The organism is Paraburkholderia sp. BGA-UO-ETr-F21, from assembly GCF_059567925.1.
In genome coordinates this window covers 251,203-266,332 of record NZ_JCAQOY010000007.1, presented here as the reverse complement: position 1 = coordinate 266,332, position 15,130 = coordinate 251,203, and the positions used below count along the sequence as shown (strand labels likewise).

11 protein-coding genes are annotated in these 15,130 nt (G+C 60.6%); 7 read left to right on the top strand and 4 right to left on the bottom strand.

The annotated features are described in order from the left end of the window. Positions 1 to 128: 128 nt before the first annotated feature. The gene (locus AC57B1_RS06035; protein ID WP_496416956.1) at positions 129 to 947 is read right to left on the bottom strand and encodes a class I SAM-dependent methyltransferase; all 819 of its coding nucleotides are present in this window, start codon (positions 945 to 947) and stop codon (positions 129 to 131) included. Positions 948 to 1,186: 239 nt separating this feature from the next. After that, positions 1,187 to 2,488: an aspartate aminotransferase family protein gene (locus AC57B1_RS06030; protein ID WP_496417041.1), complete on the bottom strand. Its 1,302-nt coding sequence runs from the start codon at positions 2,486 to 2,488 to the stop codon at positions 1,187 to 1,189. A 76-nt stretch (positions 2,489 to 2,564) separates the two neighbouring features. Here AC57B1_RS06030 and AC57B1_RS06025 point away from each other — a divergent pair, with 76 nt between their 5' ends. Then, positions 2,565 to 3,449, top strand: coding sequence for a LysR family transcriptional regulator (locus AC57B1_RS06025; RefSeq protein ID WP_408342258.1), 885 nt, complete (start codon positions 2,565 to 2,567; stop codon positions 3,447 to 3,449). 117 nt (positions 3,450 to 3,566) lie between these two features. Here the strand turns inward: AC57B1_RS06025 and AC57B1_RS06020 are convergent, their stop codons facing one another. Continuing rightward, the gene (locus AC57B1_RS06020) at positions 3,567 to 4,454 is read right to left on the bottom strand and encodes a LysR family transcriptional regulator (RefSeq protein ID WP_408342260.1); all 888 of its coding nucleotides are present in this window, start codon (positions 4,452 to 4,454) and stop codon (positions 3,567 to 3,569) included. A gap of 128 nt (positions 4,455 to 4,582) precedes the next feature. Between AC57B1_RS06020 and AC57B1_RS06015 the strand changes: the two genes are divergently transcribed. The 5 genes from AC57B1_RS06015 to ilvD all read left to right on the top strand — a co-directional run bounded on the left by AC57B1_RS06015 (position 4,583) and on the right by ilvD (position 13,179). Then, positions 4,583 to 5,242 carry an NADPH-dependent F420 reductase gene (locus AC57B1_RS06015; RefSeq protein WP_496416955.1) on the top strand — a complete coding sequence of 220 codons (660 nt, stop codon included), beginning with the start codon at positions 4,583 to 4,585 and terminating at the stop codon, positions 5,240 to 5,242. A gap of 1,034 nt (positions 5,243 to 6,276) precedes the next feature. Further along, the gene (locus AC57B1_RS06010; RefSeq protein WP_496416954.1) at positions 6,277 to 7,347 is read left to right on the top strand and encodes a formylglycine-generating enzyme family protein; all 1,071 of its coding nucleotides are present in this window, start codon (positions 6,277 to 6,279) and stop codon (positions 7,345 to 7,347) included. Between the two features lie 133 nt (positions 7,348 to 7,480). Then, the gene (locus AC57B1_RS06005; RefSeq protein WP_496417040.1) at positions 7,481 to 9,037 is read left to right on the top strand and encodes an arylsulfatase; all 1,557 of its coding nucleotides are present in this window, start codon (positions 7,481 to 7,483) and stop codon (positions 9,035 to 9,037) included. Between the two features lie 71 nt (positions 9,038 to 9,108). Continuing rightward, positions 9,109 to 11,088: a bifunctional metallophosphatase/5'-nucleotidase gene (locus AC57B1_RS06000; RefSeq protein WP_496416953.1), complete on the top strand. Its 1,980-nt coding sequence runs from the start codon at positions 9,109 to 9,111 to the stop codon at positions 11,086 to 11,088. Positions 11,089 to 11,316: 228 nt separating this feature from the next. Then, on the top strand, positions 11,317 to 13,179 hold the full coding sequence (gene ilvD / locus AC57B1_RS05995; protein WP_408185514.1) for a dihydroxy-acid dehydratase: 1,863 nt from the start codon (positions 11,317 to 11,319) through the stop codon (positions 13,177 to 13,179). A 214-nt stretch (positions 13,180 to 13,393) separates the two neighbouring features. Here the strand turns inward: ilvD and AC57B1_RS05990 are convergent, their stop codons facing one another. Further along, positions 13,394 to 14,041 carry a TetR/AcrR family transcriptional regulator gene (locus AC57B1_RS05990; RefSeq protein ID WP_408185515.1) on the bottom strand — a complete coding sequence of 216 codons (648 nt, stop codon included), beginning with the start codon at positions 14,039 to 14,041 and terminating at the stop codon, positions 13,394 to 13,396. A gap of 89 nt (positions 14,042 to 14,130) precedes the next feature. Between AC57B1_RS05990 and AC57B1_RS05985 the strand changes: the two genes are divergently transcribed. After that, a complete protein-coding gene (locus AC57B1_RS05985) occupies positions 14,131 to 15,012 on the top strand; it encodes an aldo/keto reductase family oxidoreductase (protein WP_496416952.1) in 882 nt (293 codons plus the stop codon). The last annotated feature ends 118 nt before the right edge of the window (positions 15,013 to 15,130 follow it).

The following is a 15,130-nucleotide window of genomic DNA, read 5'->3' as shown; positions in this document are numbered from 1 at the left end:
ATTTTGGTGTCTTCGACCGCTTCGCCGATAGGACGATCCTGTTGTATCCCAAAGGGATACAACGATAGGCCACCAGGCACTGAGGCAAATCGTGAATCGTCTAGCGAAGAAGGCAGCGGTTCGCTCTGTCAGCGCCGGACGAGGACCACGTGCGCCTGGGTCTTTGCGTCGACAGATCCCGTGCCGAATCGCTCAATGATCGCGGTCTCACACGCTGTCGTAGCCTCGTCAATACCCGCACCGTGACGGGCCTCGATCTCGTTGCGCAACGGCGTCCCCTGGCAATAGGCAACGGCCGCCACGCGAGCCGATGCCGCGCGGCTGCGCGCCGCAATCGTCTCGAACTGCGGCGCTGCACTGAAGCCCGCATCCGCGAGGTCGCGCGAAATGACTTGCGTGTCGAAATAGCCGTGCGGTGTGCGCACCATGAAGAGCGGCGGGTCCAGGGGGAAGAGGCTGGCGAGCGCCGCCGTGACGGTATCGGCTAACTCGTTTTCCTCGATACGATCCCAAACGTTGAACAGAAACACGCCGCCGCGCCGAAGTACGCGCCGAGCTTCGGAAAACGCGCGCGCTTTGTCCGGAAAGAACATGGCCCCGAACTGGCAGACGACAACGTCGAAGCTCGCGTCGTCGAACGGTAGCCGGGTCGCGTCTGCCTGTTGCCATATTACCGGCCTTGGAGTGCCGATTGCCGCGGCGCGATCGAGCATCGGCTGATTCAGGTCGGTTGCAACGAGGTCGACATGCGCGGGCAATGCATACGCCATCGCGCGGGTCACTACGCCAGTGCCGGCTGCGGTCTCAAGCACGTGGGACGGATGGTGCGCAGCTACCCGCTGCGCGAGATCCACCGCGTAGGGTTCGAAGATCAGCGGAACAAGATGGCTGTCGTAGAGCTCGGGTATTGAGCCAGCGAAGCGGATGTCGGTACCAATGCTGTCCATAGCGCCTCCTTCTTGCTCTTGCGGAAATTATAGGCCCGGTGAGACGTTTGACGGCTTTCCCCACGAACGCGTGGCGTTACCCTTGAAGCAGTGATGTGGTCCAACCGTTGCGCCTGGATCCCGGAGAGGCGCTTTCTCCGAGATCGACGCACATGCTCGAACATGTATCGAACTTTATCGCCGTAGTCACCCTCACCCGAGATCAAGTTCGAAGCAGTCGAATCCAACCGGTTAGTTAATCAAAGCGAACGCTCGATTGCCTGCCCGAGCAGCGCCAGCCCCAGGTCGATCTCATCCTCGCGCACGGTCAACGGCGGCGCGATCCGGAAGACCCCGCCCATACCGGGCAATTGCACGATATTCATGCTGAGCCCCAGGTTCATGCACTCGCGGGTGATTTTGGCGCCTAGTCCATCCGCCGGCTCCTTGGTGCGGCGGTCTTTGACGATCTCCATGCCGAGAAGCAGCCCTCGTCCGCGAATGTCGCCGATGCACTCGAAGCGTTCCATCAGATCCAGCAGCCCGCGTTTGAGGCGCGCGCCCATCACGTTCGCACGCGCAACCAGCCCTTCACGCTCGACCACATCCAGCACCCGCAGACCAACGGCCGCAGGAAGTGGGTCGGACACATGGGTCGTATAGAACAGATAACCCAGTTCATGGGCGCGCTCTTCGATCTCGGCCGAGGTCACGACGGCCGCGAGCGGCAGACCGGCGCCCAGCGTCTTCGACAGGGTGAGAATATCGGGCGTGACGCCGTCGCGTTGACAGGCGAACATTGCGCCGGTGCGCCCGATGCCGGTTTGCGCTTCATCGAGAATCAACAGCATGCCGCGCTCTTCGCATTTGCGCTTCAGTGCGGCCATGTAACCTTCCGGCAGTTCGATGATGCCGCCCGAACTGAGAATCGGCTCGGCAATAAAGGCGGCGAGATTGCCACTCGACTGACGATCGATGAGATCGAACGCGTAGTCCAGCTCCGCCAGATAATCGTATTCACCATGGCGCTCGAAACGCGGCCGATACGGAAACGGAGCAGGGATTGCAAATGAGCCGACGGCGGCGGGGCCGACGCCTTTGCGACCGGCACTGTAGGTAGCGGATGCCGCACCGCCCGTCATGCCGTGCCACGACTGCGCGAAACCGACTATTTCATATTTGCCGGTGACCAGCTTCGCCATGCGAATGGCGGCTTCATTCGATTCCGCGCCTGTACTGAGCAGCAGAGCCCGGTCGAGTCCGTCAGGGGTGATCTCGGCCAGCCGGGTCGCCAGGTCGACAACCGGACGCGACAGCATCCCGCTAAAAAGATGATCGAGCTTGCCGGCGTATTCATTAATGACCGCCACGATGTCCGGATGGCTGTGCCCAAGCACCGCGCTCATTTGCCCCGAGGTGAAATCAAGAATCGCGCGGCCGTCCGCGTCATAGACGAAACTGCCCTGCGCGCGCTCGATGATCATCGGCTCGAAGGTGCCGCCGTAGCGAATCAGGTGCTGCCTGGCGTTGCGCCAGAAAGTTGCATCGTTGTTCCGGGACACTTTGCTTCTCCTTGGCCTGGGCGGGAATGCTTGCAGTCTAAATGGCTCTCTGGTTTCATAGAACCTAATAGTTCTTATGGAAGATAGAAGTGGGCCTAATATCTTGAGTCTTTCACTCGAAATCGATCTGCTGCGTTCGTTCATCGTCGTGGCCGAAGTCCGGTCGCTCAGCCGCGCGGCGAACCGGATCGGCCGGACCCAGTCCGCGCTGAGTCAGCAGATGAAACGCCTCGAAGAAATCATCGACCAGCCGCTGTTCCAGCGCACGGGGCGCGGCGTGGTGCTGACGAATCCCGGCGAACGCCTGTTGATCCACGCGCAACGTATTCTGCGACTGCACGACGAAGCGATCGCCGATCTGTCGGGCAAGGGGCTGTCGGGCACGATCCGCTTCGGCTGCCCGGACGACTACGCCGCTGTTTTCCTGCCGCATTTACTGCGTCAGTTTTCGAGCCTGCATCCTCATGCGCTGGTGGAAGTCGTCTGCGCGCCAACGCCGCGCCTGCTCGAACAACTGGAAATGCATGCACTCGACCTTGCGATGATCTCGTTGCCGGAAGACGCGGCCAACGACGAAATCATTCGTCGCGAACCGTTAGTCTGGGTCGGCTGCCCGGGGCTGGATTCCGCGCACTTCGACCCGTTGCCGCTGGCGCTCTCCGATCCCGACACGCTCGACCATGTGGCAGCATGCGAAGCGCTGCGACGCGCGGGCAGGGCTTACCGCATCGCCTATGCGAGCAGCAGTCTCGCCGGTCTCACGGCGCTGGTCCGTTCGGGGCAGGCGTTCGCTGTCATCACGCAGACTGCCGTCGCCGCCGATCTCCAAGTACTCAATGGCGATCCGACGCTTCCGCCGTTGCCCACTATCGGTATTTCCCTGAGGTTCGAGCGGAAGCGTCCCGCTCATCTGATCACGGTATTCGCGGAACACATCAGGCTGACATTGCCGTTGCTGTGATCGATCGGACTCGGAAGACGGCGGTGGTCCAGCGATGGGCGGCGCTCAGTTCAGTCGCCTGTCGCGTGCCGGTGGTTTGCGCGAGATGCAGCAGTGATCGGCCGCAAGTGCGCGATCTCACGGTCCGAATTCCTCGACCAGCAAATCAATGAAAGTGCGCAATTTCGGCGTAGCGCGCCTCGCGGTAAAGAGCGCGTGCATTGGGCGTTCCGGCGCCTCGTACTTGCGCAGAAGACGTACGAGCCGGCCTGCGGCAATGTCGTCCCTGACTGCGATCTCCGGCGCGAGCGCGATGCCAAAGCCGTCAATCGCAGCGGCGATCAATGCCTTCGTATCGTTGGCCTGAAAGCGCCCGCTGACCGTTACCGCATGTTTGCCGCGCGCGCTGCCGAAGACCCATTCGTTGTACGGAGGTAGTGACGTGAAGGAGAATCCAAGGCATTCATGCTTGGCCAGTGCTTCCGGCGTTTTGGGTTCACCACGCTCTTCCAGATAAGCCGGCGACGCACAGGCGAGCAGTCGATACGGCATCAGCGGTTTCGCGATCATCGACGAATCCGACAGCGCGCCGAGCCGGATCGCCACTTCATACCCTTCATCCACGAGATCCACAAAACGATCGGTCAACGTGAGATCGACCTGGACTTCGGGATGCTCGCGAAGATAGCGGGTAATCAACGGTGCGAGGCAACACGATCCAAATGTGACCGGCGCAGTGACACGCAGGCGTCCGCGCGGCGAGGCTGAGAAATCCATCGCTACCGATTCCGCCGCCTCAGCATCCGCCAGCAGGGCCTTGCAGCGCTCATAGAAAATCTGGCCGATTTCAGTGAGGCTTTGGCGCCGGGTTGTCCGGGCAAGGAGCGGCGCGCCGACGCGCTCTTCGAGTGCGATCACATGTCGTCCAGCCATTTGCGACGAGATACCGAAGGCGAGAGCGGCCGCCGCAAACGAGCCGCTTTCGGCGGCTTTCACGAAGATGGCCATGCTGGTCAGGCGGTCCATGATTCCCCACTCATAGTTTCTACAGGCGAACCAGAATCATCGTTTATCTCGGTTAGGTTTTCAATCATAGTGATTGCAGGGTGCAGGCGGCGAATGGTGCCGCCGGCACATTCAATAGGAGATTGAAAATGAAGATGGGTATTCTGGGTGCGGGATTTATTGGCAGGGCGCTCGCGACGCTGGCAAAACAGAACGGTTACGAGGTGATGATCAGCAATTCGCGAGGTCCGGAAACGCTGATGAGCACGGCAGCGGCGATAGGTTGCCGCGTCGGGACCGCGCGTGAGGCGGCGGTATTCGGCGACGTGGTCGTGGTCGCGGTGCCGCTGCGCAGCTATCTCACGCTGCCGGTTGCGGAACTGGAAGGGAAGATAGTGATCGACACCTGCAACTATTATCCCGAACGCGACGGCCATATCGATGCGTTGGACCAGTACACCCTGACCACCAGCGAACTGATGGCGCGCCACTTGCACGGAGCGAGGCTCGTGAAGGCGTTCAACGCGATTCTCGCCAGGGATCTCGAAACCGACGGCGTCCCGCCAGGAAGACCCGATAGACGCGCGTTGCCAATCGCAGGGGACGACGTTGCGGCGAAGCAGGTGGTCGCCGGCATTCTCGATCAATTCGGCTTCGATGCCGTCGATGCGGGCTCGCTGTCCGCGAGTTGGCGCTTTGAACGGGCGAAGCCCGCCTATTGTGTTCGGCAGGATCGTGCCGGGTTGCTGGAGAAGTTGGCGCAAGCCGAGCGAAAAGTAGAGTTGCCGCATGGTTCGTGGCGGCACTAGGCACTAGGCATGTTGCTGCTCCTGGCAAGCTGCGGCGCGGATGCTTCGTCGGGGAAAGTCTGTACGAGTGGGAGAGTGGTGGCGACCAGCAGAGGAGAGATGGCCGCTACGTGAGAACGATGACTAGGGTAAGTGATGGGTTAGGAGCGCTTTCGTCCAGCCGTGCAGTTGGTCGCCCGCCACCCGAAACGTGGCCGATCGAGCCGCGATTTCCACCTGGCGCTATTTCGTCGATAGTTCGCCTGCTTTCTTGCCTGCGGGTAGCGGTCCAGGCACGACCTTCGCCCCCGCGTCCTTGAGCGGCCGATTGAACGAGACGTTGATCGTATGAATTTGGTGCGTCCGGTGTGCGCAAAGGCACCGGCCACCTTGGTGCGTCTGCATTTCGGCAAATGCCGGCGATTGGCGCAGCAGTCGCATGAAATTCCGCTGCGCTTCGGCGTCCTTTAACAAGTCGGTCGCCTCATACGGCTAATGATCAATGTGACCGCCAGCGGCAGGAAACCCATGGCGGTACGTCGCTAATGATTAGATTGCCTAATAAGTTGAATCGCGCTTAAGCGGGCCGGCCGGCTCGGCATAAGGTTGATCCCGGTCAATCCGCCTAATTGGTCGGGTAGTACTGTTCGTGGACACATCGTGGACATCCGGCTTTAATTCTAAGAGGAATGGCTCGATGTTGGAGGCTGGTTCGCATCAGCACGTCAGCTGGTTTGAGGCATTGCCGTTTGTCCTCGTGCCTGAAAGAACGCGAGATTTTTTGCTGAATAGTCCCTGAGTGCGAAGACGGCAAGCCGGATCAAGATGCCAGTAGATCGGCGTGCCGGCTTTTCCATTCACCGAACTGGAGCTTGGACGTGACACGTAGAATTACTAAGGAACTCGTGTCGCCTTCGAATCGGCGCCGCGACGTCGGTGGCACAGTTGCGCTTCGTCCCGGCCGTACTCGTTGGGCGTGGGGACTTGTTGCAATCGGCCTCATCAGCGCCGTTCTTGGCTGGAGTCTCTCCACCTGGCATTCACGATCCCCGTCAATGAGCCAGCCTCAGATCGTCCTCGGCGATGGCAAGCGCGGCCCTGAAGGTATGGCCTGGATCCCCGCCGGCCAGTTCCTGATGGGCAGCGACCACAAGCTTTCCAGGCCCAATGAACGCCCGGCTCATAAGGTACGCGTGCATGGTTTCTGGATGGACCGGCACCACGTCACCAACGCCGAGTTTCGCCAGTTCGTCGCGGCTACGGGTTACGTGAGCACCGCGGAGAAGAAACCCGATTGGGAAACCTTGCGTGTGCAGTTGCCTCCAGGTACGCCGCGTCCATCGGACGCTAACCTCGTGCCCGGCGCGATGGTCTTTGTCGGCACAAGCCGCCCGGTTCCCCTGCAGGATTATTCGGCGTGGTGGCGTTTCGTGCCGGGTGCCGACTGGCGCCATCCGACGGGACCGGGTAGTTCGATAGAAGGCAAGGACGACCATCCGGTCGTGCAGGTGTCTTACGAAGATGCCCAGGCGTACGCAAAGTGGGCAGGCAAACGCCTGCCGACGGAGGCCGAGTGGGAATACGCCGCGCGCGGCGGACTCGAGCAGGCTACCTACACCTGGGGCGATCAGTTCGCACCGGACGGAAAGCAGATGGCCAACGTGTGGGAGGGTCAGCGACCTCAACCTTTCCCGGTAGTCAGCGCGAAAGCCGGCGGCGCGGTGGGCACCAGCGCGGTGGGTACGTTTCCGCCCAATGGATATGGCCTTTCGGATATGACTGGAAATGCATGGCAATGGGTAGCGGACTGGTACAGGGCGGATGAATTTCAGCGCGAAGCCGCTACCGGAAAGGTGGTTTTGAATCCTTCCGGACCGCAGGACGCCTGGGATCCGGACGAAGCGGGTGTGCCGGAAAACGCACCTCGGCGAGTCACTCGAGGCGGGTCGTTTCTGTGCAATTCGAGCTACTGCCTGAGCTACCGACCGAGCGCCCGGCGTGGGACCGATCCATACAACAGCATGTCGCACCTTGGTTTTCGCCTGGTGATGAATGACGAAGATTGGGGGCGCCGAACCGCGAGCGTCAATCGGCCTGAAGGTGTCCTTACGGGCAGCCCCGGTTGATGAGGCTGATTGACGCCCGCGCACAACACGAGCTGACAGGCGCAGCCTCGCTGCCTGCATGGCGGCACTATGAAGAACATCAACGGAGAAAACCATGAGCCAATTCATACGCTGGCGCGCCCGTTTGCTGACAATGACGCTTGTCGCGGCAACGTTCCCCGCTGTCGCACAGCAAAGCAAGCCGAACATCCTGATTATCTGGGGTGACGACATCGGGGGATTCAATATCAGTGCCTATAACCAGGGGGTGATGGGTTACAGGACGCCGAACATCGACCGGATCGGCCGGGAAGGCGCTCTCTTCACCGACTGGTACGGCCAGCAAAGCTGCACTGCCGGCCGCGCCGCCTTCATTACCGGACAATCGCCGATTCGTACCGGCCTGACCAAGGTAGGCTTACCCGGCGCGCCAGAAGGGCTGCAAAAGGAAGATGTAACGCTGGCAGAACTGCTTAAGCCGCAGGGTTATGCAACGGGACAGTTCGGGAAGAATCACCTCGGCGACCGCAATGAGTTTTTGCCCACGGTGCACGGTTTCGATGAATCCTTCGGTAACCTGTATCACCTGAATGCGGACGAAGAGCCCGAAAGAGCCGACTATCCGAAGAATCCGCAGTTCAAGGCAAAGTTCGGCCCGCGCGGCGTACTCCATTGCTTCGCCACCGATCGGGACGATACCACCGTGGATCCGCGGTTCGGAAAGATGGGCAAACAGAGATGCGAGGACACGGGCGCACTCACGGCGAAACGCATGGAAACGGTGGACGACGAGATTACCGCCAGCACGCTTCAGTTCATGGAGAAGGCACATCAGGAGGGCAAGCCATTCTTCATCTGGTGGAACGCGTCCCACATGCATGTTTTCACGCATCTGAAGCCTGAATCGGTGGGCAAGACAGGCCTCGGCATTTATCCGGACGGGATGGTGGAGCACGATGGATTGGTCGGCGTGTTGCTCAAGAAACTCGACGATCTGGGCATTGCCAACAATACCATCGTCATGTACTCGACCGATAACGGCGCCGAGTCAATGAGCTGGCCTGATGGTGGCACCACCATGTTTCGCGGCGAGAAGAATACCAACTGGGAAGGGGGCTATCGCGTGCCGACTCTCATGCGTTGGCCGGGTGTCATCAAGCCTGGCACGGTGGTCAATGACATTGGTGCGCACGAAGACATGATCCCAACGCTGATGGCCGCGACAGGCGACGGCACGGTTAAGGAAGACTTGCTGAAGGGTCGGAAGGTCGGGTCGAGGACGTTTAAGGTGCACCTCGACGGTTACAACCTGCTGCCTGCGCTGAAAGGAGACGGTGCATGGCCGCGCCATGAATTCATTTACTGGACTGACGACGGCAGCGTTGCCGCTCTGCGCTACGATCAGTACAAGGTCACCTTCCTGAAGCAGAACGCCCACGGACTCGCGGTATGGCAGCAGCCATTCGAAGAGCTGCGCGCACCGATGCTGGCGAACCTGCGCAGCGATCCCTTCGAACGCGCCGAATACGAAGGCATGGACTACAACCGCTGGTACATCGAACACATGTTCGCTTTCGCACCCGCGGCGGCTTACGTCGGACAATGGTTGCAGAGTTTCAAGGACTTCCCGCCGCGCCAGAAACCGGGCAGCTTCAATCTCGACCGTGTGATGGAGGCGGTAACAAGTCAGCAGACCCACGGTGGTAACTAATTCGCCAGCGATCCGGGGTTTGTTCGGTCAATTGGAATAGGCACGTCGATCATAAATAGTAAGGATGGGAAATGAAAATCCCGATTTCTGATCGACAGGCAACAGCAACCGAGGTGCCGGAAGGAAAAGAGGTGTCGTCTTGCGTATCGAGCGAAGCACACACCCGTCGTCAGTTTCTGGCCGGTTCAGTTGCTGTCGGCGCCAGCATGTTGCTGCATGGGAACGTAGCCTTGACGGGACACGGGACGAAGACCTTCACGATCCTGCACACCAACGACATGCATTCTGCTTTCATCGGAATGGGCCCCTCGTCGGATTACACCCCGTTCAAGCTCAACGCCGATAAAACGCGCGGTGGATTTGCCCGGCTAGCCGCCATGATCGCCAAAAGAAGGAAGGAGCGCGAAAAGGTGGGTCCTGTACTGGTGCTGGATGCCGGCGACTACAGCATGGGGACCGCGTTTGGGGCTGCGACCCGCGAAATTGGCGGAGAGCTTCGACTCATGTCGAGGATGGGTTACGACGCTACGACTTTCGGCAATCATGAGTTCGATCTTGGGCCGGATGGCCTCGGCAAATCCATCGGCGTAGCGAGTAAGGCGGGCCCGATTCCGGCGGTGCTCGCCTCCAATACCGACCTTTCCGCAAATGACGCCTCGTTGACCGACCTTCAGCGTCTGTCGAAGGATGGACTCATCCGTCGTTACCTCGTGATCGAGCGCGGTGGCATCCGCTTCGGCATCTTCGGCGTGCTCGGTAAGGAGGCCGTGATTTACACCACTGGCGGCGCCGTATCGTTCTCCAACGCCAACGAGGCCGCCGTGGAAATGGTGAAGGTGCTTCGCGAGTCGGAGAAGGTGGAGGTGGTCATCTGCCTCAGCCATGGCGGCGTCGAGAAAGGGAAAGACGGGCAGTACAGCGGGGGCGACGACGTTCTCGTAGCCGAGCAGGCGCCGGGCATCGACGTGGTTATCGGCGGTCACAGCCACACCGCACTGCGGCAACCAATCATCGTCAACGAGCGTACGCCCGTAGTCCAAACCGGGAAGGAGGGAGAGAACCTCGGCGAACTGGTGCTCACAATCGATGGCGGCAAACTGGCGGTCGAGTCGTACCGCCTTTATGCGATCGACGACACCATTGCCGGCGACCGGGGCACGGAAGACGAGATCAACGGGTTCGGTAAGGTTGTTACCAAGGCAGTGTTCGCATCTCGCGGTTACAGCGTCAATGAGCCCCTGGCTAAAGTACCGCAGGATCTGCCCAATACGTTCACCGATATCGCCGCCAGCACGTTACTCGCGAACCTCGTCACTGATGCCTTCAGAAACGCCACCAGGGCCGACATCGGTTTTACCGCCAACGGTCTGATGCGAGCGGGACTAAAGCGGGGCAAGTCGGGCGTGCAAACCGTCTACGATGTGTTCTCGGTGGCACCGCTTGGCGCTGGCGTCATCGATCCGACGGCAGGCAGTGCGCTTGTAACCGCGTGGTTCACCGGGGCTGAACTGAAGAATCTGCTCGAATTTCTGCTGGTAAACAACCCGACTCACCCCGGCGAATATTTCCCCCGCTCTTCGGGAATGCGGTTTCGTTACGACCACTCGCGCCCGGCGTTCGATGTGGTGACGGCCGTCGAAATGGGGGATCTGGAGCGCGGCTACCGCGCGATCGACATCAGCGGAAAGAACCAAGGTCTGTACAGTCTGAGTTGCCCGCTCTACCTCGGCTTGATCATCGCGGCCATTCCGAAGTTCACCAAGGGCAAACTCGCTCTTGAACCCAAGAAGCAGGACGGTCAACCTCTTAAGTCCAAAGTCGAGGCGCTAAACGACGTTCGTGGAGATACACCCTACCTCCTGCCGCCGCCGGGTACGCTGGACACGAGTGAAGTCGCGACCGGGGCAGGCACAAACGGGGTTCGCGAGATCAAGGAATGGCAAGCGATTATGGATCACCTCCGCAGTCTGCCGGTCGAACGCAAAGGCGAGTTGCCAACGATCCCCGTCGACGCCCGCGCTTCAGAGATCCGGGCGATCAAAGCAGGCTGAGCCGGGACACATTAATATCTTTTCCGACCTAATCCAGCCAGAAAAATATATTGGACGTCTTACTCGCTCTCTCGCATTATTCGTCCATTCTCGTCGCACACCGTCCGCGCTATCGCACGCCACCGCTCACGGGGCAGTGGTAAGCCATCATCGCCCGTCAAGGCACGACTGGCCGGGCTGCGCCGGGGGCAACTCAAACTTAAACGACCCCAATATCTGAGGATACAGATGCCTGAATATCGTTCACGAACTTCGACTCATGGTCGCAACATGGCCGGCGCGCGCGCTTTGTGGCGCGCTACCGGCATGAAGGACGGTGATTTCGGCAAGCCCATTATTGCGGTGGTGAACTCGTTCACCCAGTTCGTGCCCGGCCATGTACATTTGCGCGACCTCGGCGCGCTGGTCGCGAAGCAGATCGAAGCGGCCGGCGGCGTCGCCAAGGAATTCAACACCATCGCAGTGGACGACGGCATCGCCATGGGCCACGGCGGCATGCTGTACTCGCTGCCTTCGCGCGAACTGATCGCCGACTCGGTGGAATACATGGTCAACGCGCACTGCGCCGACGCCATGGTCTGCATCTCCAATTGCGACAAGATCACGCCGGGCATGCTGATGGCCGCCATGCGCCTGAACATCCCGGTGGTCTTCGTCTCCGGCGGTCCGATGGAAGCCGGCAAGGTCAAATCGCCGAAAGACGGCCAGGTGATCGCCAAGATCGACCTGATCGACGCGATGATCAAGGCGGCCGACTCGAGCGTCAGCGACGCGGAAGTCGCGGAAATCGAGCGCAATGCCTGCCCGACGTGCGGTTCCTGCTCGGGCATGTTCACGGCGAACTCGATGAATTGCCTGACCGAAGCGATCGGTCTGGCGCTGCCCGGCAACGGCACGATCGTCGCCACGCACGCATGGCGCAAGGGTCTGTTCGAGCAGGCGGGCCGTCTGGTGGTGGACTTGTGCCGCCGCTACTACCAGGAAGAAGACGCGTCGGTCCTGCCGCGCAGCATCGCCACCAAGCAGGCATTCGAGAACGCCATGGCGCTCGACGTGGCCATGGGCGGTTCGACCAATACCGTGCTTCACCTGTTGGCGGCGGCGCAGGAAGCCGGTGTCGATTTCACCATGTCCGACATCGATCGCATCTCGCGCAAAGTGCCATGCCTGTGCAAAGCCGCGCCCGCTACCGACAAATACCATATCGAAGACGTGCACCGTGCCGGCGGCATCCTCGGTATTCTCGGCGAACTGGCTCGCGCGGACCTGCTCGACCTGTCGTGCGGCAACGTGCATAGCGGCACGCTGGGCGACGCGATCGCCAAATGGGACATCGCGGGCGGTGCGGGCGAAGAAGCGCAGAAGTTCTTCCGCGCGGCTCCGGGCGGCATTCCGACCACCGTCGCGTTCAGCCAGGAAGCCACGTTCACCTCGCTGGATACCGATCGCAAGACCGGCTGTATCCGCAGCAAGGAGAGTGCGTATTCGAAAGACGGCGGTCTCGCGGTGCTGTACGGCAACCTCGCGGACAAGGGTTGTATCGTCAAGACCGCGGGTGTCGACGAATCTCAGTGGATTTTCTCGGGGCGTGCGCGCGTTTTCGAGAGCCAGGACGATGCCGTCGAAGCCATTCTGGGCGACAAGGTCGTGGCCGGCGATGTGGTCGTGATCCGCTACGAAGGCCCCAAGGGCGGTCCCGGCATGCAGGAAATGCTTTACCCGACGTCGTATCTGAAATCGAAGGGCTTGGGCAAGACCTGTGCGCTCTTCACCGACGGCCGTTTTTCCGGCGGTTCGTCCGGGCTGGTGATCGGGCACGCGTCGCCGGAAGCGGCCGAAGGCGGCACGATCGGCCTGGTGGAAGACGGCGATGTGATCGAGATCGACATTCCCAAGCGCAAGATGCACCTGGTGGTGTCGGACGAGGAACTGGCGAACCGCCGTGCAGCCATGGAAGCACGCGGCGACAAGGCGTGGATGCCGGTTGCTCGCGAGCGCGTGGTGTCGCAGGCGTTGCAGGCCTATGCGGCGCTGGCCACCTCCGCCGACCGCGGTGCGGTGCGGGATATCTCGCAACTGAAGCGCAAGTGAAGTGCCAAGGTCCCGTCGCGGTCAGGCGATCAGGACCAGGAGTCGACACGCCGGGTAATGCCCGGCGGTCGCGTTGCTGCTCGACCTGAAAAGCGTCGGGCAGCAACTGTCCCTGACGGCCGCGCCCTTGCAACGAGGGCAGGCCGCCGGGACTTTCCGCGCGCAGATTTCACTGCGTGTGGCGTCGGCAGATCAGCACCTGCCGCGTATGAGGCTACGCAGCCGAATACTTCGGACCCGCTTCGCGTTCCAGATACCCCAGACAGAGCGACTCGAGTTGGCCGCGAAGCTTGCGGATCATGGATTGCGGCGGCTTCCCTTCGAGCAGCGAACGTACAGGGCCGGCCAATGCGCCCATGAACATGAAAGTGGTCGTGGGAATGTCGTCAAAATGCGCGTCGGACGCCGTCTTCAGCATCGCTTCTAGCGCCACGCGGTGACGTGACTGCACTTCGCGAACGTAGTCGCGCGAGTCGAGTTCGAGCGCCACCGCGTATAGAGCACGCGATTCGTCCAGATTCTCCGTCTTTGCTTTCACGAACGCCGCGACGACAGCCTTCACCATCGTCGATAAGGAAGCGCTGTGCGCTGACAAGGCGGCGGCCTCCATTGCGCTCACCACCTTTTCCAGATGCCGTTGCAGCACGGCGAAGAGAAGCGCCTGCTTTTGCGGGAAGTACTGGTAAAGCGTGCCGACCGAAACGCCGGCTCTCTCCGCCACCCGGATCGTGGTGAGCCGCTGCAACCCCTCGGCCAGCAAAACCTGAATAGTCGCGTCGAAAATCGCGTCCACGGTCGCTTGGGAACGCGCCTGTTGCGGCTGTTTGCGGGCGCTCAGCCCCTGTCCGTTATCCGTGCGCATATGCGAATTCACAATCTGAATGATTATTCGTATTCTAGTCGAACGTGTTGCGGCTACTGCAACAACAATCCGAACGAAGGAGTGGATCGATGACGGAAGTTACGCGGGCAGGTACTTTTCAACTTGGCGAGCGTCCTGTGACGCGCATGGGTTACGGTGCGATGCAGCTAGCGGGGCCGCACGTTTTCGGGCCACCGAAAGACCGCGCCGCGGCGATAGCGGTGCTTCGTGCTGCAATCGAAAGCGGAATCACCCACATCGACACGAGCGATTTTTACGGCCCCCATGTGACGAATCAGCTCATTCGTGAGGCGCTTCATCCTTATCCCGATGCGCTAACGATTGTCACGAAGGTGGGCGCCAGCCGAGGGAGCGATGCCTCGTGGAACCTTGCGTCGTCGGCGGCCGAACTGGAATCGGCGGTGCATGACAACCTTCGCCATCTCGGTCTGGATGCGCTCGACGTCGTGAACTTTCGCGTGATGTTCGACGTGGGTGCACCGGCCGAGGGCGACATCGAGGCGCCGCTAACCGCGCTTGCGGAACTTCAGGCGAAAGGCTTGATTCGTCACATCGGGCTGAGCAATGTGACCGCAAAGCAGATCGCGCAAGGACGCACGATCACGAAGATTGCGTGCGTGCAGAACATGTACAACCTGGCTCATCGTAACGATGACGCGCTGATCGACAGTCTTGCCGAAGATGGCATCGCGTATGTTCCGTTTTTCCCGCTCGGCGGCTTCTCTCCGCTGCAGGCCGAAGCGTTGAGCGCTGCTGCAGACCAATGCGACGCGACACCAATGCAGGTGGCCCTTGCCTGGTTGTTGCAGCGTTCGCCGAACATCCTGCTGATACCTGGCACCTCGTCGGTCGAGCATCTGAAGCAGAACATCGCAAGCGTGAACCTTCGTTTGCCAGAGGATGTCTTGTCGTCGTTGGACACCATCGGTTCCGGGAATACGAAAGACTAAGGTGCTCGTGTCCCGCGAGATGTACTCGTGCATGAAGGCGTGGCCGAACCGCCGGAACATGATGCCGCGTTGCCATAAACCTTCGCAAAGCGACTATGGCTGCATTTCGATCGTCCTA